Genomic DNA, 19715 nt, shown 5'->3' with positions numbered 1-19715 from the left:
ATGAGTTAAAGACATGTATAACCTTTTTGTATGTTATCTGTAGGAGAATGCCTAATTTTTAAACTCTGAACGATACTTACCAGGTGTAATTCCCTCGATTTTTCGGAAAGACCGTATAAAGTTCTGGGAATTGTTATACTGTAATTCCTCAGCAATTTCCTTTACGGACTTATTAGTAGAGGTCAACCATTCTTTTGCCTTATTTAATCGATAGCGCAATAAATATTCACTAAAAGAATAATGTGTTTCTTTTTGGAAAATACTACTCAAATAATTTGGATTGTAATGAAGTTCTGCTGCAATTCTATCCAATGAAATATCCTTATCATAATTCTCATGAATAAGTTTGATCATTCTATCTGAAATTTTCTTATTCTTTGAATCGGTTCGTTCATCAACATGATCGATCAGTGGCATAATAATTTCACTATGCAGCCAATTTTTTATTTCAGTTAGCGTATTAAATTGCTGATAATCCTTTACCATTTCAGTAGAAGAAAAGCCTTCAATATTAACCCCTAACATCTCTTTTAATTCAAACAACTCATATAAAAAGCGTGATAATATAATATCTAATTGATGATGATACATATCGTGATGATCGATATATTCAAAAAGTCGATTCAATTCATATTTTGCATTATCCTTATCACTTAATTTAATTGCATCAAATAGTTTATTTTTGATAGCAGAAGGATAAGGAGGAACTTTTGAGTATTTACGATTAAGATTTTCATAATAAATAATCGAGGCTTCACCCATTTTTAAACGATATTTTAAAGCCTCTTTACTTTCTGCAAAAGCTGTTTTTGTTTCAGTTAATTCCTTGAATCGTTGACTTATTCCAATACTGACTGATAGGTGAAATAAGGATTCTACTTTCTCTTGGATCAGTTGAGCTGTTTGATTAATATGATGAGTGTAGGCCGAATCTGAATCACAAACAGTCAACACGGTTGTTACTTGAATATCATTCATCACAACAGGTGTAAAACGTTTATCTTCACCTAATAAATCTTCCATTAAATTATTAATGGCAAACAACAAAAGATCCTGATCATTCTTGTTAAATTTGTCTTTATCAACAGAATCAATTTGTAAAGAAAAAACGGTCATCCATGTCCAAGTTTGGCTATAATTAAAAGCTTTCACTTTCACAGGGATTTCATTTTCTGAAACTTTCCCTTGATAAAGTCTCATCATAAATAATTGCTTAAGTTGCGTAATTTGTTTTTGCATTCGTTTTTCAAGCTGATCATTTTGATTTAATAGGTTCTCAATGTGAGTTTCAATTAAAACAAATTCATTTTCATTATCTAGTTGATTATCCTCGTGATGGATGAGTCCTTTTAACTTCTTGATAGGTTGATAGAGGACACGACTGCCAATAAAGGCGAAAAATAGAGAGAGTACTAAAAGAATGCTACAAATGATAATAGTTAACCAGCCAATCGCGCTTGATTTCATATGCAAATCACTTAGCTTAACAAAAGAAATATATGTCCAATCATTATAATCGGATGATTGGTAGATAACTTTGTAGCTCAACCCATTTAGGTCATATTCGAACTGACCTTCATCAGCACTTCTATCGATTTTCTCATACAATGCATTTGGTATATAACCATCTTCACCAATATATGTAGTATTGCTATGTGCAATTGTTTGATTGTCACCGTCTAGTATCAGAAAGGATTCACTATCTGTATTTTGTCCCATAATTTCAGTTAATTCACAGCTTGGAATAAGTGCACTAATCATTCCTTCAGTAGTGGATGACAATAACGGTAGCCGTTTCACTAGATTAATATAGTGTGAACAGCTTTTCTTTGTCGCATTTTCAAATCCAATCTCATCTGCTTCTTCCATTACCCATGTTGACTTTTGAGGTAAAGATAAATATTGACTGTTTATCTTTTCGTAGTCTGTTTGTTCAAGATTAACTAAACCATCGTTATTAATTAACCACCGCTTGTCAAAGCTTACGAGCACTATATCTTCTATCCCGGTTTCTAAGGTTTGAAGGTGGTTTAAGTCCCTTCTAAGTTTATGAAAATCAGCGAACTGAGCCGCTTTCATATCTTGATTTAAAAATTCTTGCGTTTGTGTAGAACGAACAAAATAAGTAATCGATAGATCTACATACTTTAATACCTGCTCCACATTTGTTTGTATTTGATAAATATTTTGCTTCTTTTCATCATTAGAATAATCAACAATGGCTTTGGATGACTGCCAATAAGAAAGTGTACCAGTAATAATTACTGGTACGGTGCTTAGCACAATTAAAAAAGCAATAATTTTATAGTAATGTTTCATTGAAAAACGTTTCATAGGCATACTTCCCTCTGTATACTCCGCGTTTCACGCAGGATTAGCTAGCTACTGCTTCTTTAGTGGACTCTATTTGTTGCTGTTGTTTTTTTAATAACTGCGTAAATCCGATGTTAGCTAAAAACATGATAATGTATGCACTTATACTAAAGCTAAACGCTATGATAAGGCCAGGGTAGGTAAATGATATAAAATAAACGCCTGCTAATAGAGTTAAGGCACATATGGAAAAGTGTAAATTAGTAACACCAATCATAATCGCATATTTTATATATTGCCAAAAGGAAAGTTCAAAATGTACAAATACCGGTCCAATATACAATATTAGCATTACATATAAGAAAGCAGCTATCACGAATAATCCTAATAAAAGAGGGTATAGATTGCTTTCATTCATTAATCCAGTATATTTTAAATTTATAGACAAAATATATCCGAAGATAAAAATAACGATGCCAAAAAGATTTGAGCGGATAAAATTACTTTTGAATGCTTTGAAAAAAGTTTGAAAGATCGGTATGTCCACTTCTTTTTGCACCCATTTTCTAGTTACTGTAAACATAGCAATAGTTGCTGGCATCAAACCAAAAAAGATTAAACCCAATAATGTGAAGCTTAACCATAATATATTCAGCCATGCAAAACGAGTAACCCATAGACTTAAACGATAGAAGCCTCCCCAAACACCTGTCATTTCCATTTGTATCATCACCTTACTTTTATAGTATAGTTTATTCTGTGTGGTATATAAATAGGATACAAATAAATTCCAGTTTCGTAAATGGCGTTTTTAAAGCGCTTACATAAAAATGATCATTATGTTAGTAGATAAAACATAGATATATCAAGGAATTTTATTGTTTTTGTCACCAAAATAATCATTTCATTATGACATTTTTAATACTAAAATGTAATGATTATTTTAATAAATATTCACAAAATTTCCACATGCAAGAGTAAGCGTTTACAATAATAATGAAAAAGTGATTATATACATCCATCTACTATTTAAATAATATGAAGTTGTACCGCAAATACAAATCGGTACGAAACAAAAATCATACACTTTTGGAGGTTGGTAGTTTTGAGTAATTGGAAAAAGTTAATGGGGTTAATGCTGGTATTATTTGTACTTATCTTTGTTACTGCGTGTAATAGCGAGAGCGCTTCAGAGAATGAGGAGAATAATGCCGAAGGTTCATCAGATGATGGATCAGAAGAGAGTGATGGAGATGGAGATTCTGAACCTTTTGCCTTTTCTTTAATGGCAAACCTTCATACACCTGAGGTGCCAGATGAAAAAGTTTTAGAAGAGATTGAAGCAGCAACAAACACAGATGTTGAAATTCAATGGGTGCCGGACAATAACTATGAAGACAGATTGAATACGGCATTTGCAACAAGCTCTTTACCAGATGCAGTTTTTCTAAAGAACCAAACTACATTTATTCAATTTCGTGATGCTATCCAAGATGATCAGTTTTGGGAAATTGGTTCTTATTTAGATGAATTTGAGAATTTATCTAAATTAAAGGAAAATGTGCTTGATAATACGAGAGTGGATGGAGATTTGTATACGATTTATCAAGGACGACCTTTATCACGTCAAGGACTCATTTATCGAAAAGACTGGGCTGACAATTTAGGTTTAGAAGCTCCTACTACTACGGATGAATTCATGGAAATGGCTAGAGCCTTTACAGAAGATGATCCAGATGGAAATGGAAAAGATGATACATTTGGTTTAACGGATAGAAGTGACCTTGTATATGGTGCTTTTAAAACTGTATCCTCTTGGTTTGGTACTCCAAATGAATGGGGCGAAAAAGACGGAAAGTTATTACCAGAATTTATGTTTGATGAATATAAAGACACAATGGATTTCTTTAAAGAAATGCATGAAAAAGGATATATTAACCAAGACTTTCCGGTTACAAGTAAAGTGGACCAACAAGAATTCATTAAAAATGGAACAGCGGGTATTTATGTAGGTTCTATGGGTGACGTAATAAGTCTATATAATGACGCAGAAGCAATTAACCCGGATGTTGAATTTGATGTACACAACTATGTTGAAGGTCCGGATGGAGAATTCGGTGTTTGGGCAATTCCTGGGTACGGTAACTTAGTGATGTTTCCGAAAAGCTCTGTTGAAACAGAAGAAGATTTAAAGAAGATCCTTGGATTCTTTGATCAAATGATGACACCAGAAGTGGCTAATATGGCTTATTGGGGAATTGAAGGAGAACATTATGAAGTAATAGATGGTGCAGCAAAAACAACGGATGACCAAGCAATATTCGACCGTGAAGTGAAACCATATCAAGCAATTGAAGTTGGCGAGCCAGAAACAAATGGTCGTTATGAAGGTTTCTTCGAATATGCACCTAAAGCAAAATCAGAAAAATTATTCAAAGATAATGAAAACTATTTAATCGAAGATCCAACTGTACCACTTTATTCTGAGACTTTTGTGCAAGACGGTTCACGTCTAAAACAAATAATTGTTGATGCCACATATCAATATATTTTAGGTCAAACGGATGAAGCAGGATTCCAAGATGCGATTGATAATTGGAAATCTCAAGGTGGAGATGCAATTATCGAAGAGTACAATGCAGCTGAATGATGAGTTGGTATAGAAAATAGTAGGGATAGGGCTCTTAAGATAAGTTTTAAGAGCCCGCACTATCTCATTTGAATAACGGAGATGATCATTATGTTATGTGAGTTGCAATCAAAAAACAAACAACTCTATGATAGCGCTTAAAAAGTAGTGATAGTGGTAACTCGTAAGATAATGATTATTTACGTTACACCATATCTAACATACGATTGGCGTAACCTCATTTTGATTAAATAATCATCCAGAGAAATCTAAATATTTTAAGAAGATAAGATTTGATTACTATTTAAAGAGAAAGGATACTGCTTATGGAAACCACAACGAATGCTAAAGTGAAAACACCGCTCAGTGAAGCAAGAGAAATAAAACGAATGAAAAGAGCGGATACCTGGAAGAAAATCAAACGTAATAAATTAATTTACCTAATGATTTTACCAGGGTTAATTTATTTTCTTATTTACAAGTATTTACCAATGTATGGGTTAATCATCTCATTTCAAGATTACAAGCCGTATAAAGGAATTAGGGAAAGTGAATGGGTAGGGTTAGAGCATTTTGAGAGATTATTCGCTAGCGCTGAATTTTGGATGATTTTTAAAAACACCTTAATCTTGTTCGGGTTACAGGTATTTGTGTTTTTCCCAATTCCGATTATTATTTCTTTAATGTTAAATGAGGTTAGACACGGATTTTTCAAGCGTGGAGTGCAAACACTGATTTATATTCCGCATTTTATGTCTTGGGTAGTTATTGTCTCGATTAGTTACGTGTTACTTACGTTAGATGGTGGAATTATCAATGAAATTTTAGATTCCATAGGTTTAGGAAAGATAAACTTTTTAATGAATGATGAATGGTTTAGGCCAATGTATATCTTGCAGGTTATTTGGCGAGAAGCTGGTTGGGGAACGATTATCTTCCTAGCAGCAATTACAGCGGTAGATCCTCAGCTGTATGAAGCAGCACGAATGGATGGAGCAAATCGCTTCCGTCAAATGTGGCACATTACGATACCAGCTATTCGTAACGTTATTATCGTATTGTTAATTCTAAAAATTGGTGACGTTTTAGAGCTAGGTTTTGAACACGTTTACTTGCTACTGAATTCTTCTAATAGAAATGTAGCGGAAATTTTCGATACGTACGTTTATGTTGCAGGTCTCCAGCAGGGTCAATTTAGTTATAGTACGGCAGTTGGTTTCTTTAAAGGTGGCGTTGGGTTACTGATGGTTGTCTTTGCAAACTGGTTAGCTAAACGATTTAACGAAGAAGGAATATACTAATTATTTGATATAAAAAAGAGGTGAAAAAAGTGGCAAAAGAAAAACAAAGAATTTCCACTGGAAGTAGAGTTTTTGATTTTTTTAACTATCTCTTGTTAGGGTTACTGGGCATTATAACCATTCTGCCCTTCATTCACGTGTTAGGAAGCTCTTTTGCGACGAGTGCTGAGATTGCTAACACTAAATTTTTAATTTTTCCTACTGAATTCTCTTTAAGTGCGTATCGTTATATTTTTTCAACAGATACCATTTTTAGGGCACTGTTTGTCTCCATTGTGGTGACACTTGGAGGAACGCTTTGGAGTATGCTGTTCTCTACTTTAACTGCATACGGTCTTTCTAGAAGAGATCTTGTAGGACGCCGGGCGATTAACTTTATGATTGTATTTACCTTACTTTTTAATGGTGGGATGATTCCAACATTCTTAGTTGTACAACAAACAGGCTTATTAAATTCATTGTGGGCACTTGTTATTCCGGTGACGATTAATGCGTTTAACATGATTATTTTACGAAGCTTCTTTATGAATATACCAGCAGGATTAGAAGAGTCAGCGAAAATTGATGGAGCAAATGATTTCAGTATACTATTTCGAATTGTCATACCGATATCACTTCCTGCTATCGCAACGATTTCTTTATTCTACGCGGTAACTTATTGGAATACTTATATGCACGCCATTCTTTATCTAGCAGATGCTGATAAATGGCCTGTACAGGTACTATTAAGACAAATTGTGGTATTAGCAAGTGGTATTAACTATGACGGAGCGTCATATACAGATGTTCCACCACCAGAGGTAACCGTTAAAATGGCAACAATTGTGGTGGCTACGGTTCCTGTATTACTTGTATATCCATTCTTACAGAAGTACTTCGCTAAAGGTGCATTACTTGGTTCTGTAAAAGGTTAAGCAAGAGAGAGGACGGATGGATGCATGGAAAAAGATACAGCTATTTTAAAGGACTTAGATCAACTGTTTAGCGGTTTAACAGAGTGGATGCGTCGTCAATATGATCCAACGTCTGGAGGTTATTTCTATGCTGCAAGTTCAAAATCGAGTGGACTTTTCCAGCCCGATATTGAATCAACAGCACAGGCACTGAATATTTTAATCAGAAACGATTGCCTTTTAAATATTCCAAAGGATATTAAGAATAAGATGATCTCCTTTTTTCAGCATAAACAAGATCCCAAAACTGGTTACTTTTTTGATGAACATCCTGCAATGCGAAAAGATGAAGTAATGGTGCACCGGGCTTTGGGTTATTCTATAAATTCACTACGTAGACTTGGAAGTGTGCCACTCTACGAGCAACCTGTGGCAAAAAATGAAGCACCAAGCTACACAGAGTCAATCACGGCATACCGGAAAAAATGGGAAAGTATTGATTTAAGGAATAGTTGGAGAGGCTGTGATTTACTAGCCTCTTCCACTGTTTATATTGGACAAATGGATGAGAAGAAAAGAAATGCGTGCGTTGATGCGATGGCTCATTTTTTAGAAGAAATCCAAGACCCACAAACTGGATTATGGGGGGAGGGTTCTCTGTACGTAAAAATATCTGGAACGTTTAAACTTCACACCTTTTACAAGCGGTTTGACTTACCTATGCCAAATCAAGAAAAGATTTATCAAAGTATTATGACTTGCCTGCGGACTGAAAAGGCAGTTGATATGTGTTATATCAGAAACCCAATCGATCTACTAGCCTATTTAGAAGTAAACATGACTAATGAGGAGTTAAATGAAATTGCAGAAATTACTATTAAAAATATGAAAAAGCTTAAACGGAGTGATGGGGCTTTTTCAAGAGAGCTTAAACACTCCCCGAAAGCACCGAACGTCGCACAAATTAAAGCGAATGAATATTATCCAAATATGCCAGAAGCAGTGCCATTAAGCTTAGGGAAAGTAGAAGGGGATATGAACGCTACAACGCAAGCCACCTTAATAAGGCTGCAATTATATAAATTTTATAAGAAGGATGTTTTCCCTGTTATTGATTGCGATTCTCTTTACCAGACCAGTTAACTCTATAGAAAGAAGTGTACATCTTGCGTCTGACTTTAAAACTAGATAAAAAGAAACAATTATCCTCGCATGCTATTAATATATTAATCAACCATGCCATTTTTCAATTCGGTGGAGCGCTATCGATCATTTTTGTGAATTTGTATTTGTGGCGGTTGACCAATAGTTTATGGGTTAATGGCCTTTATAATTTAATTGCTATTTTAGCGCAAGCCTTTACTACTTTTTTTATTGGAAAAGTCTCAAAGAAAAAAGGTAGAACGTTGATCTATCGATATGGAATTTTCATGACTGCTCTTTTTTACTTGCTCATCATTATCGTGCAGGAAAATATAGTTACCTTTTTTTATTTATTTGCTTTATTACGAGGTGTCGCACAAGGCTTATATTGGGTGGCGTATTTTACCATTGTGCATGAAGTGTCTTCTGATGAAAACAGGCACAGATACTTAGGCTGGAATCAAATTGTAATGGGTTCCTCTAATCTAGTAGCACCGGCCCTTGCGGGGTTCATCATTGGCCAATTTGTAGGGTTAACGGGCTATATGATTGTCTTTTTAGTAGCCTTTATCATGTTTTTTGTGGCAACAGTGGGTAGTTTCAGAATGAAAAAAGAATCGATAAGACATAGAAACTATTACATGAAGTATTTAGGCCAGATTTTAAAGAAGCATCCTGATTTCAAAAAAGCATTGATTGGATGGTTTGTAATTGGTTTTCCTCAAGGCATTCTCATGTACATTCCAGCTATATTGATATATAGCATTTTTGAAAGTGAAGATGTAGTTGGTTATTTGAATGCATTTTTCCTATCGATTTCTATTTTATCTAGCTATATTATTTCTAGATTTGCAGATATATCTCATACCAAGTTATATATGTGGATTGCAGGTTGTGGCCTCGTTATAGCAGCTTCATTCTTGACGATTGAAATTGCAATTTGGAGCGTGATTGTATTTATGTGCGTTCAAAACATTTTTAAGCCGCTTCAGGCAAATGGTTATGCAGCTTATTATTTTGAATGGATTAATAGACTTCCGCTTCAGTCTGAGTTTCGTGTGGAGTCAGTCGTCTTACGGGAAACAATCATTAATATTGGTAGAGGACTAGGCATTATATTATTTATGATTTTTTCAAATGGAATTGATTCCTCCACAGCCAGCTATGTCATATTAGGCGCAATGGGAATTCAATTGGCACTACCGTTTTTGATAAAAAGTCAAGAAGGAGGAAAATAAATGGGTAACATAAATGAGTGGGAACAAGCGGAAGAAGGAGTAAAAAGAAAGATTCATTCACCGGGAGAAAAGGTCATGATGATGGAAGTGGTATTTGAAAAAGGTGCAAAAGGATCCAAACACGCACATCCTCATGAACAATTAACCTATTGCTTAAAAGGAAAACTAAGGTTTGAAATTGCTGGTGAAGAAGTAGTACTGGCTGAAGGTGAATCTGTACATATTCCGTCTAATAAAGAACACGGCGTAACAGCACTTGAGGAAAGTAAATTACTAGATGTTTTCACACCTCTGCGAGAGGATTTATTAAGCTAGGAGGCAACAGAATGGTATTTCATAATATTACAAGCTACGGTGCAAAATCAGATATAGCTATAGACAGTACAGATGCTATTCAAACCGCAATAGACGCCTGTGAAAATGAGGGTGGTGGAACGGTTTTTGTTCCGTCTGGTAGGTTTCTTACAGGACCAATCGCGTTAAAAAGTAATCTAACGTTACACCTGGAAAAAGGCGCGATCCTTTTATTTACAGATGATTTTGAAAAGTATCCAGTGGTGAAAACGCGCTGGTCCGGTTATGTATGTCATGCTTTTATGCCACTTATTTTTGCTGACCATGTGGAAAACACTTCTATTACAGGAGAAGGGGTGATCGACGGTCAAGGGATGAGCTGGTGGAAAATTAATCGTGCTTTAAGGGAAGGAAAATCCTACTCCTCAAATAAAACGGAAGTAATTAGAGAAGCTAACAGAAATTTCACAGAACCCGCCGATACGAATCTAGTAGAATGGCCATCTCAATTCTTACGACCTCCTCTTGTGCAATTCTATCATGCAAAACACGTGACAATCTCAGGAGTTACGGTCAAAAACTCTCCATTTTGGAATACACATTTGGTTTTCTGCCAAGACGTATCCATTCACAACGTTACATTTTTAAATCCTTCCAATACGCCGAATGGAGACGGACTCGACATCGATTCCTGTGAGAATGTAAGAATCTCTGATTGCCACTTTGACGTAGGCGACGATTGTGTTGTTTTAAAATCAGGAATTAATGAGGATGGGCGCAGATACAACGTACCGACAAAAAATATCGTGGTTACCAATTGTACGATGCAGCATGGCCATGGTGGTGTAGTGCTTGGAAGCGAGAGTTCTGGTGGGATTGAAAACATTACCGTTTCTAATTGTGTGTTTGATGGGACGGACCGAGGAATTCGGATCAAAACGAATCGAGAACGCGGCAGCTATATTCGTAATCTGTTAGTGTCTAATATTTATATGGAAAATGTGCTATGCCCGTTAGCAATTAATTCCTTTTATCGTCATGGGGTAAGTAAGAGTAATCCAGAGTTGTTGGATGCGAAAGCCATTCCTGTAACAGAAAAGACTCCGGTGGTAGAAAATATTTATCTTACTCAAGTGATTGCAAAAAATTGTCGGGCAGCTGCTGGGTTTATTTATGGTTTACCTGAGATGCCTATTAAAGAAGTTCGTATTAGCCACAGTAGCTTCGAAATGAACGGGGCAAAAGTTGATGGCGGGGAACCAGATATGGTTAGAGAAGAAATATATATGGAAGGCGAAGGGATATTTGCTAAATATGTAGAGGACCTCAGACTTCATGACGTTCAAATCCAAACGCGAATAGGCCCTGCCCTTATTTTAAAAGAAAGTAAGGATATCGCACTTGAGCAATTCGAGCTTAAAAACAAGCAAAAAGATGCGCATGTAGTTGATGCGGAAGCGGTAAAAAGTCTCTATATCGAAGGGAGACAATATGAAACCGAAAAAAATTCCTATCTTAAAGAAGGTGAGCGTGCATGAAAACTTTTAAAAACCCTATTCTCCCCGGCTTTTATCCAGACCCATCTATTTGTAGGGTGGGGGAGGATTATTATTTAGTAACATCCAGTTTTGAGTATTTCCCTGGAGTACCAATCTTTCATAGTAAGGATCTTGTCAATTGGAGACAGATTGGTCATGTATTAGACCGACCAGAGCAACTCAATCTTGATCAAACACCAAATTCCAGAGGGATATATGCACCAACTATTCGTTACCATGACGGAATTTTTTACATGATTACAACCTTTGTAGTTAGTCAGACAGGAGCAAGACGGAATTTTTATGTTACAGCAACAGATCCAAGTGGCCCTTGGTCTGATCCAAATTGGTTGGAGGATGCTCCAGGAATTGATCCATCCCTTCTTTTTGATGATGATGGAAAGGTTTATTATACCGGAAATAGAAAACCGCCAGAAGGACCGAAGTATAAAAAACATAATGAAATATGGTTACAGGAATTAGATTTAAAGAAGAAGCAACTAGTTGGTGATAAGTATAGTCTGTGGGATGGTGCACTTAAGAATGCGCATGCACAAGAAGCGCCGCATCTTTACAAAATAAATGGCTGGTATTACTTAATTATTGCAGAAGGTGGAACAGGGCATACGCATGCCGTTACGATTGCTAGAAGTAAAAAGGTGACAGGACCTTATGAAATGACGGAAACCAATCCAATCTTAACGCATCGTCATCTTGGGAATGATCATCCGATTGTTAATGTCGGTCATGCAGATATTGTGGAAACATCGGCTGGTGATTGGTGGATGGTTTGCTTAGCATCAAGACCTTACGGAGGATACTACAGAAATTTAGGAAGAGAGTCCTTCCTTGTACCATTTACTTGGGAAGATGGTTGGCCGGTTGTGAACCCTGGTAAAGGGATGATCGAAGAAGAAATGGCATTTCCTAATTTAAAAGAACATAAATGGCCAGAAAAGTCCTATATGGATCCTTTTGAATCGAAAAAGTTAGACGATCAATGGAATTTTTTACGCACTCCTCGAGGTGACTTTTGGTCATTGTCAGAAAGACCGGGTTACTTACGTTTAAAGCTAAAAAAAGAGAGTATTTTAGAAGAGGAAAACCCTTCTTTTGTGGCAAGAAGACAGCAGCATAAAAGCTTTATTGCGGTAACAAAAATGGAGTTTAAGGCCCAAACAAATAATGAATCAGCTGGGTTAGTTCTTCTGCAGAATCATAATTATCAATTTAGAATGGAATACAGAAAAAATGACGCAGGTAATTTCCTATGTCTTGTAAGCCGGGAAGATGGGAAGGACGAAACCAAAGGGAAAGTGGCAACTGATGTAGATACATTGTATCTAAAGGTAGAAGCAATTGGGCAATCCTATACGTTTTCTTATGCTACCACCTATAACAAGTGGGAAATATTAGCCGAGAATATCGACGGGACCATTTTAAGTACAGATGTAGCTGGAGGGTTTATTGGTGCTTATCTAGGATTATATGCTTCTGCTAACGGAGAAAAAAGCAAGAATTATGCAGATTTTGATTGGTTTGAATATCACGGAATTAACGAGTGATGGAGGGGAAATAGATGACCTATAACGGAAAATCAGCACTAGATTGGGCGATCAGTGCATGTGAAACACTGATGGATCAATATGAACCAGTAAAATTACCACCAAAAGACAGATGGCACTATCATCAAGGGGTATTTTTATGCGGCATGCTAGATGTTTGGAAGCAAACGAACGAAAAAAAGTATTTTGATTATTTTAAAGAATACGTTGATAAGCTTGTGGATGAAGAAGGAAATTTTTACTTTGCGAGAAGTGAGCTAGATGCGATTCAACCCGGATTATTATTGCTTCCGTTGTATGAAGAGACAAAGGAAGATAAGTACCAAATAGCTGCAGCAAAGTTGCGAAATTTACTTCGCACCCTTAATAAGACAAAAGAAGGCGGCTATTGGCATAAGGATAAATATCCTTATCAAATGTGGTTAGATGGATTATACATGGCAGGTCCATTTACCATCCGGTATGGACAATTATTTGATGAGCCTGAATTAACAGAGCTAGTGTTGGAGCAAGAAAAATTGATGCGTGAGCATACAAGAAAAGAAAATGGTTTATATTATCATGGCTACGATGAAAGCAAAAATGCACCATGGGCAACCGAAAAGGGCCATGCTCCAGAAGTTTGGGGAAGAGCTCTAGGCTGGTACAGCATGGTAACAACTAACTTCATCGAGATGTTGGTTGAAAATCATCCGAAAAGAGAGGAATTAAAGGGTGTAGTAGTAGAGTTAATGGAAGCTCTTATTAGGTATCAAGATGAAGAAACTGGTCTATGGTACCAGGTAGTCGATAAAGGTGATCAAGCAGATAACTGGTTAGAAGCTTCCTGTTCTTGTCTTTTTACGTATTCAATCGCAAAGGCTGTTAATATGGGCTACCTCGATTCTAGTTATTTGAAATATGCAGAAAAAGCTTATCAAGGACTTATCAATCATAAGGTAAAAACAACCAATGAAAATAAAGTGGAATTACATGATATTTGTATTGGAACCTCAATTGGAACCTACGATTATTATGTGAACCGAGAGACAAGTGAGAATGACCTGCACGGAGTAGGAGCTTTTATTTTAGCAAGTGTACAGATGCATCTGGCGAGTGAGGCGAAATAAATTGAAGGAAATGCAGCTCTTTTTAACAGGCGATTCAACGATGTCAGATTATGAATCGGAAGTCTATCCAAGAATGGGATGGGGTCAAGTTCTTTCTAATTATGTGGATGCTTCTATATTAGTTAGAAATCATGCCACCTCAGGGAGAAGCACCAAGTCATTTACCGATGAAAATCGTTGGGAGCATGCTGAAGAACAATTTACCCCAGGAGATATTGTTGTGATTCAATTTGGACACAATGACCAAAAAGAAGATGTTGAAAGGCACACAGATGCCTTTTCAAGCTATCAAGACAACTTACGCTTTTTTATTGACCGAGCACGTAGTAAAGATGTAGAACCAATTCTATTAACATCGGTTGCCCGCAGGCACTTTGATAAAAAAGGGCTACTTGAAGAAACACATGGTGATTATCCGAGTGCTGTAAGACAAGTAGCAGTCGAAGAAGGGGTTCCTTTTGTCGATATGGAAAGACTGACAATGGCTTATTTGCAGGAGCTTGGTGATGAGAAATCGAAAGAATTATTTATGTGGGTGAAACCAGCTGAGTTCGGCGCCTACCCTGAAGGAGAACAAGATAATACGCACTTTCGTGAAGAAGGTGCTAAAAAAATAGCTGAAATATTTGTATCAGAATTGAAACGGTTAAAACATCCATTAGCAGAAAGAATAATTGACTGAATTGAGGTGACAATGTGAAAAAAGTAAGAGTGTTAACAGCGTTAGAAGAACAAAAAATAGTGGCTGTCATTCGAGCTGATGATGTAGACCAAGCTGTAAAAATATCCGAGGCTTGTATCAACGGTGGGATAAACATCATCGAGCTAACCTACTCGATTCCGTGCGTTGAAGCTGCAGTAGAAAAATTGTTGAACTTATACAAAGGAAATGACGAAGTGGTTATAGGGGTAGGGACGGTTCTAGATCCATACACCGCAAGAGAAGCTATCTTTGCCGGCGCGAATTTTATCGTTGGACCATCCTTTGACCTGACAACAGCCTCGTTATGTAACTTATATCAAGTACCTTATATGCCGGGATGCTTAACAGTGACGGAAATAAAGGAAGCGATGGAAGCTGGAGCTGATGTTGTAAAAATATTCCCTGGAAGTAATGTTGATCCGAGCTTTATAAAAGCTGTAAAAGCTCCGATCCCACAGGCTAATATGATGCCAACAGGTGGAGTGAACATCGATAATATTGATGCTTGGATCAAGCAAGGTGCAGTAGCGGTTGGTGTTGGTGGAAACTTAGTAGCCCCAGCAAAAACAGGGGACTTTAAACAGATTACTAAGCTAGCATCTGAATATGTTGCAAAAGTAAAAGAGGCATCGTCATGAAGGTGATTACATTTGGAGAGCCACTACTAAGATTTACGACGGAGGCAGAAAAACGACTGCATCAAGTAGATCAACTTGCCTTTTATTTTGGTGGAGCGGAAGCAAATCTAGCTGTTTCTCTAGCAAACTTCGGACATGAGGTCGAATTTGTTAGTGCAATTCCGCCTAATAGTTTAGGAAGTGCCTGCAGGAAATATTTAAAGGCTAATAGTGTAAAAACAAATTTTTTAAGAGAACAAGGATCGAGACTCGGAACCTATTATGTAGAAGCGGGAATTGGAAATCGTCAAGCAAATGTTACCTATGATCGAGCATATTCGAGCTTTCATTTAGTAGATGAGTCTATATTTGATTGGGATCAAATCTTTTTAGATGTAGATCATTTTCACACAACAGGGATAACACTAGCTTTATCCGATAAACTTCGTGAAATTACGTTAGTAGCTATGCAAAAAGCGAAGGAAAAAGGTATTTCAGTGAGCTTTGATTTTAATTATCGCGCAAAGCTATGGTCGCAGAGTGAAGCAAGGGATGCGATACAAAAGGTCTTACCCTATGTAGATGTTGCCTTTTGTAATCAGTTAGATGCCATTCATTTCTTAGATATAGAAGAATCGAAAAGTGAAAAGCATGAAGATAAGCTAAAAGAATACTACCAAAACATCGTAGAGAAATACCCAAATATCAGTGCTCTTTCTTCAACGAAACGAGCGGTTCACTCATCAAATAAGCATGAGTTAGAGGGGTATTTTTATGATAAACAGCAATTAGTAAAAAGTAAGAGTTATGTTATTGATCCAGTAGTAGATCGAATTGGTGGGGGGGATGCCTATGCCGCAGCCATTTTACACGGATGGTTGAATCAATGGCCTTTAACAGACACCGTAGATTTTGCGACTGCAAGTTCCGTGTTAAAGCACACGATAAAAGGCGATAGTAATGCTTTTACAGAACTTGAGGTAAAAAGCTATCTTTCCTTGTTAGATCAAGAGATTAGTAGATAAACAAAAATGGAGGAGGATGCAAGATGGAAGTACGTTATGCGAATCACCCAGAGGAAATTAAAAGGTACAATACAACAGAATTGCGCGAGAAATTTTTAGTGGAGAAGCTATTTGAAGCTGGGAAGGTCAACTTAACTTATACCCACGTAGATCGTATGATTTTTGGAGGTGTTACACCAGCTTCAACGGAACTCACGATCACGTTAGATAAACAGTTAGGAGTAACTTACTTTCTTGAACGAAGAGAGTTAGGCATCATCAATATTGGAAATGATGGCTACGTCATATTGGACGGAAAGAAATATGATATGAAACGTCACGATGGATTGTATGTAAGCAGAGGAACGAAAGAAGTTTTATTTGGATCAAATGATGCAAGTAATCCTGCTAAATTTTACATTAATTCAGCACCTGCACACCATACCTATCCAACCGTGAAGATTGATATTAAAGATATTAAGCCGCTTGAATTAGGAAAACCGGGAACATTAAACGAACGAAAAATTCATCAATATATTCATCCAAATATGTGTGAAAGCTGTCAATTGCAAATGGGTCTAACGATGCTGATGCCAGGTAGTGTATGGAATACCATGCCAGCTCATACTCATGATCGTAGAAGTGAAGTATATTTATACTTTGATATGGAAGAAAGTACAAGAGCTTTTCATTTTATGGGGGAACCAGATGAAACAAGACATCTTGTACTAAAAAATGAGCAAGCAGTTATATCTCCAAGCTGGTCAATCCATAGTGGTACAGCAACAAGTAACTATACCTTTATTTGGGGTATGTGTGGTGAGAATATAACGTACACAGACATGGATCACGTCAAAATGGATCAATTACGCTAAAGGAGGATGACGGAATGAACGAAAAAGCAGTAGATTTTTCACTAGACTTTTTTTCACTAAAAGGAAAAACAGCAATCGTAACTGGAGCAAATACAGGGCTTGGGCAGGCATATGCTGTCGCATTAGCAAAAGTTGGTGCAAATGTTTTTGCGGTTTCTCGTGAAATTGATTGGACCGACACCAAAGCGTTAATCGATCATGACGGTGGGAATGCAACTTATTATGAAGCGGACCTTTCAGACAGGTCAAGCATCCAGGGTATTGTAGATACATGTGTGGAAACCTATGGTTCTGTAGATATTTTAGTGAACAATGCAGGATTAATTAAACGAAATCCTCTCTTAGAATTTAAAGTAGAAGACTGGGACTCAGTGATGGCGGTTAACTTAGATGCTGTTTACTTGTTGAGCCAAGCTTGCGCCAAGGTGATGGTAGAGCAAGGATCTGGCAAAATTATAAATATTGCATCGATGCTTTCCTTCCAAGGTGGAAAATTCATTCCCCCATATACCGCAAGTAAGCATGCTGTAGCGGGATTAACCAAGTCCTTTGCTAATGAACTTGCCCATCATGGTATTCAGGTGAATGCTATCGCACCAGGTTACATTGCGACAAATAATACCGCACCAATTCGTGCAGATGAAAAGAGAAATGCAGAAATCTTGGCCCGTATTCCTGCTGGTTACTGGGCAGATCCTAGTGACTTGATGGGAACGGTAGTCTTTTTATCTAGTCGCGCATCTGACTATATGAACGGACACGTTCTAGCTGTCGATGGTGGCTGGTTAGCAAGGTAAGAGGGAGAGAGGAGACTAGCGAGCAGCTAGTCTTTTCTGTTTTTAAAAAAAGTCTGGCGGGAAAAAGTTGATTAGTGGCGGAATTACTTGTTAGGGTGGCGGAATTACGAATACTTACGGCGGAATAACTTACAGCCACGGCGGAATTCTCCAATTAATTCAAGAAAATAAAGTATAGGAGGTCAAAAATGAAGCTGAACCTCGGAATTAGAGGACACGATATCAACAAGAATGATCCGAATGATATAGCGGAAGATATTAGACAGCATAATCTAGGCTGCATGCAACTAGCGTTAAAGAAATCATTTCCTGATTTAAATATAAACACGGGCACATTTAGTCCAGGATTCGCACGTCATATAGCAAAGACATTTCACAATAAAGATATCGATATTACAGTATTAGGCTGCTATATTAATATGATTCATCCGAACACGGAAGAGAGAGAAAAGTTGCTAGAATATTTTAAAGCCCACATTCGTTATGCATACCTTTTTGGTTGTCCACTGGTTGGCTCGGAGACTGGTAATATCAATGAAAAGATGGGTTATACAGAAGATAATTTTACAGAGGAAGCCTTCCGAAAAGTAGTGAAAAGCGTAAAAGAATTGGTGAAGGAAGCGGAAAAATGGGGCGTGGTTGTTGCGATAGAAGGTGGTATTAATCACCCTATTCATACGCCTGAAAAATTAAAACGCCTCATTAAGGAAGTCGATTCGAGTCATTTACAAGTGATTTTTGACCCTGCTAATTTTATGACATTAGAAAATTATAAAAATCAAGAAGATGTATTTAAAAGAGCATTCCGATTATTCGGTGACCAAATCGTAATTGTACATGCAAAGGATTTTGTTATAGAGGATAATTGGATCAAAATGGTTCCGGTTGGAAAAGGGTTGCTGAGGTATGACTTATTATTTAAATGGATAAAGGAAGTGAAACCTGGAATCGAAGTTTTACTTGAGAATACAAAAGAACCATATATTAAAGAGAGTATCGACTATTTACATCAGGAATACGAAAAGGTGTAAGGAAGTGCAACGCAAATACGCATGTGATAAAATGATGGCACAAAAGCGTGAGAATTTGATAATGAGGTGAAGACGTTGCTTCCTCCCGATTATGAACATGTAGATAGTGAAATGTTGAAGGTAGAAGTTAATTTAGATGATACACCTGGTGAATGGCTGGGATATGTAATGGACAAATTATTTGAAGCCGGAGCCAATGATGTTTATTATACGCCGATTTATATGAAGAAAAATCGACCTGCTGTACTTTTGCAGTTATTGTGTAGTGAAGATAAATTAGATGACATGAAAGAAATATTATTGTCAGAGACAACCACGCTAGGCTTTCGTTATTATCCGTTACATGTGTTTCGCATGGAACGTAGTACAAGAGTCATTGATACAAAATGGGGACCAGTAACCTTAAAAGAAGGATGGCAAGATGGTAAAGTCATCAAAGCCTCTCCTGAATATGAGGATTGCAGAAAATTAGCTGAGAAAAATCAGATAGCCTTGAAGGATATCTATCAAGCAGTGTGGGAAGTAGTGGAAAAAGAGAAACAATAATGATAGAAAAGCTTGTGTCTAATTTAAAATGTACCCTATAGAGTAGACACTTTAAAAAAAGTCTACCTATAGGGTGCTTTTGTGTATAATTAAGAAAAAATAGTAAATGGGGAAAGAAA

General features: G+C 36.9%; 18 protein-coding genes. 16 read left to right on the top strand and 2 right to left on the bottom strand.

Annotated features, from left to right (window positions below; genetic code table 11):
- Positions 1 to 51 precede the first annotated feature (51 nt).
- A complete protein-coding gene (locus DFR57_RS02210; protein WP_114351522.1) occupies positions 52 to 2334 on the bottom strand; it encodes an AraC family transcriptional regulator in 2283 nt (760 codons plus the stop codon).
- A gap of 40 nt (positions 2335 to 2374) precedes the next feature.
- The gene (locus DFR57_RS02205; RefSeq protein ID WP_114351521.1) at positions 2375 to 3034 is read right to left on the bottom strand and encodes a YesL family protein; all 660 of its coding nucleotides are present in this window, start codon (positions 3032 to 3034) and stop codon (positions 2375 to 2377) included.
- 384 nt (positions 3035 to 3418) lie between these two features.
- Between DFR57_RS02205 and DFR57_RS02200 the strand changes: the two genes are divergently transcribed.
- From DFR57_RS02200 to larC2, 16 genes are all read left to right on the top strand, one after another.
- Positions 3419 to 4963, top strand: coding sequence for an extracellular solute-binding protein (locus DFR57_RS02200; protein WP_425450934.1), 1545 nt, complete (start codon positions 3419 to 3421; stop codon positions 4961 to 4963).
- A 368-nt stretch (positions 4964 to 5331) separates the two neighbouring features.
- Positions 5332 to 6243 (top strand): ABC transporter permease, encoded by a 912-nt coding sequence (locus DFR57_RS02195; RefSeq protein WP_245937377.1) that lies wholly within the window; start codon positions 5332 to 5334, stop codon positions 6241 to 6243.
- 29 nt (positions 6244 to 6272) lie between these two features.
- Positions 6273 to 7157, top strand: coding sequence for a carbohydrate ABC transporter permease (locus tag DFR57_RS02190; RefSeq protein WP_211315335.1), 885 nt, complete (start codon positions 6273 to 6275; stop codon positions 7155 to 7157).
- A 24-nt stretch (positions 7158 to 7181) separates the two neighbouring features.
- Positions 7182 to 8279 (top strand): hypothetical protein, encoded by a 1098-nt coding sequence (locus DFR57_RS02185; protein WP_211315334.1) that lies wholly within the window; start codon positions 7182 to 7184, stop codon positions 8277 to 8279.
- Positions 8280 to 8302: 23 nt separating this feature from the next.
- The gene (locus tag DFR57_RS02180) at positions 8303 to 9517 is read left to right on the top strand and encodes an MFS transporter (protein WP_114351519.1); all 1215 of its coding nucleotides are present in this window, start codon (positions 8303 to 8305) and stop codon (positions 9515 to 9517) included.
- The gene (locus DFR57_RS02175) at positions 9518 to 9832 is read left to right on the top strand and encodes a cupin domain-containing protein (protein ID WP_114351518.1); all 315 of its coding nucleotides are present in this window, start codon (positions 9518 to 9520) and stop codon (positions 9830 to 9832) included. It begins immediately after the preceding gene.
- Positions 9833 to 9843: 11 nt separating this feature from the next.
- Complete coding sequence (locus DFR57_RS02170) at positions 9844 to 11349, top strand: glycoside hydrolase family 28 protein (protein WP_114351517.1); 1506 nt, start codon at positions 9844 to 9846, stop codon at positions 11347 to 11349.
- Positions 11346 to 12914 (top strand): glycoside hydrolase family 43 protein, encoded by a 1569-nt coding sequence (locus DFR57_RS02165; protein ID WP_114351516.1) that lies wholly within the window; start codon positions 11346 to 11348, stop codon positions 12912 to 12914. Before DFR57_RS02170 ends, DFR57_RS02165 begins: the two co-directional genes overlap by 4 nt.
- Positions 12915 to 12928: 14 nt before the next feature.
- Positions 12929 to 14023, top strand: coding sequence for a glycoside hydrolase family 88/105 protein (locus DFR57_RS02160; protein ID WP_114351515.1), 1095 nt, complete (start codon positions 12929 to 12931; stop codon positions 14021 to 14023).
- Between the two features lie 10 nt (positions 14024 to 14033).
- Positions 14034 to 14705 (top strand): rhamnogalacturonan acetylesterase, encoded by a 672-nt coding sequence (locus DFR57_RS02155; protein ID WP_245937376.1) that lies wholly within the window; start codon positions 14034 to 14036, stop codon positions 14703 to 14705.
- A gap of 14 nt (positions 14706 to 14719) precedes the next feature.
- Complete coding sequence (locus DFR57_RS02150; protein ID WP_114351513.1) at positions 14720 to 15364, top strand: bifunctional 2-keto-4-hydroxyglutarate aldolase/2-keto-3-deoxy-6-phosphogluconate aldolase; 645 nt, start codon at positions 14720 to 14722, stop codon at positions 15362 to 15364.
- Entirely contained in the window at positions 15361 to 16368 is a 1008-nt protein-coding gene (locus DFR57_RS02145; RefSeq protein ID WP_114351512.1) for a sugar kinase, read from the top strand. The genes DFR57_RS02150 and DFR57_RS02145 overlap by 4 nt, the downstream gene beginning before the upstream one ends.
- A 23-nt stretch (positions 16369 to 16391) precedes the next feature.
- Entirely contained in the window at positions 16392 to 17222 is an 831-nt protein-coding gene (gene kduI, locus DFR57_RS02140; protein ID WP_114351511.1) for a 5-dehydro-4-deoxy-D-glucuronate isomerase, read from the top strand.
- A 14-nt stretch (positions 17223 to 17236) separates the two neighbouring features.
- Positions 17237 to 18019 carry a 2-dehydro-3-deoxy-D-gluconate 5-dehydrogenase KduD gene (kduD, locus tag DFR57_RS02135; RefSeq protein WP_114351510.1) on the top strand — a complete coding sequence of 261 codons (783 nt, stop codon included), beginning with the start codon at positions 17237 to 17239 and terminating at the stop codon, positions 18017 to 18019.
- A 188-nt stretch (positions 18020 to 18207) separates the two neighbouring features.
- Positions 18208 to 19050 carry a sugar phosphate isomerase/epimerase family protein gene (locus DFR57_RS02130; RefSeq protein WP_114351509.1) on the top strand — a complete coding sequence of 281 codons (843 nt, stop codon included), beginning with the start codon at positions 18208 to 18210 and terminating at the stop codon, positions 19048 to 19050.
- Positions 19051 to 19116: 66 nt separating this feature from the next.
- Positions 19117 to 19596 carry a nickel pincer cofactor biosynthesis protein LarC2 gene (larC2, locus tag DFR57_RS02125; RefSeq protein ID WP_114351508.1) on the top strand — a complete coding sequence of 160 codons (480 nt, stop codon included), beginning with the start codon at positions 19117 to 19119 and terminating at the stop codon, positions 19594 to 19596.
- The last annotated feature ends 119 nt before the right edge of the window (positions 19597 to 19715 follow it).

This window comes from Saliterribacillus persicus, from assembly GCF_003337485.1.
In the GTDB taxonomy this organism is placed as follows: Bacteria; Bacillota; Bacilli; order Bacillales; family Amphibacillaceae; genus Saliterribacillus; species Saliterribacillus persicus.
The sequence above is the reverse complement of the archived record's forward strand: the minus strand, read 5'-3'. Positions and strand labels throughout refer to the sequence as shown.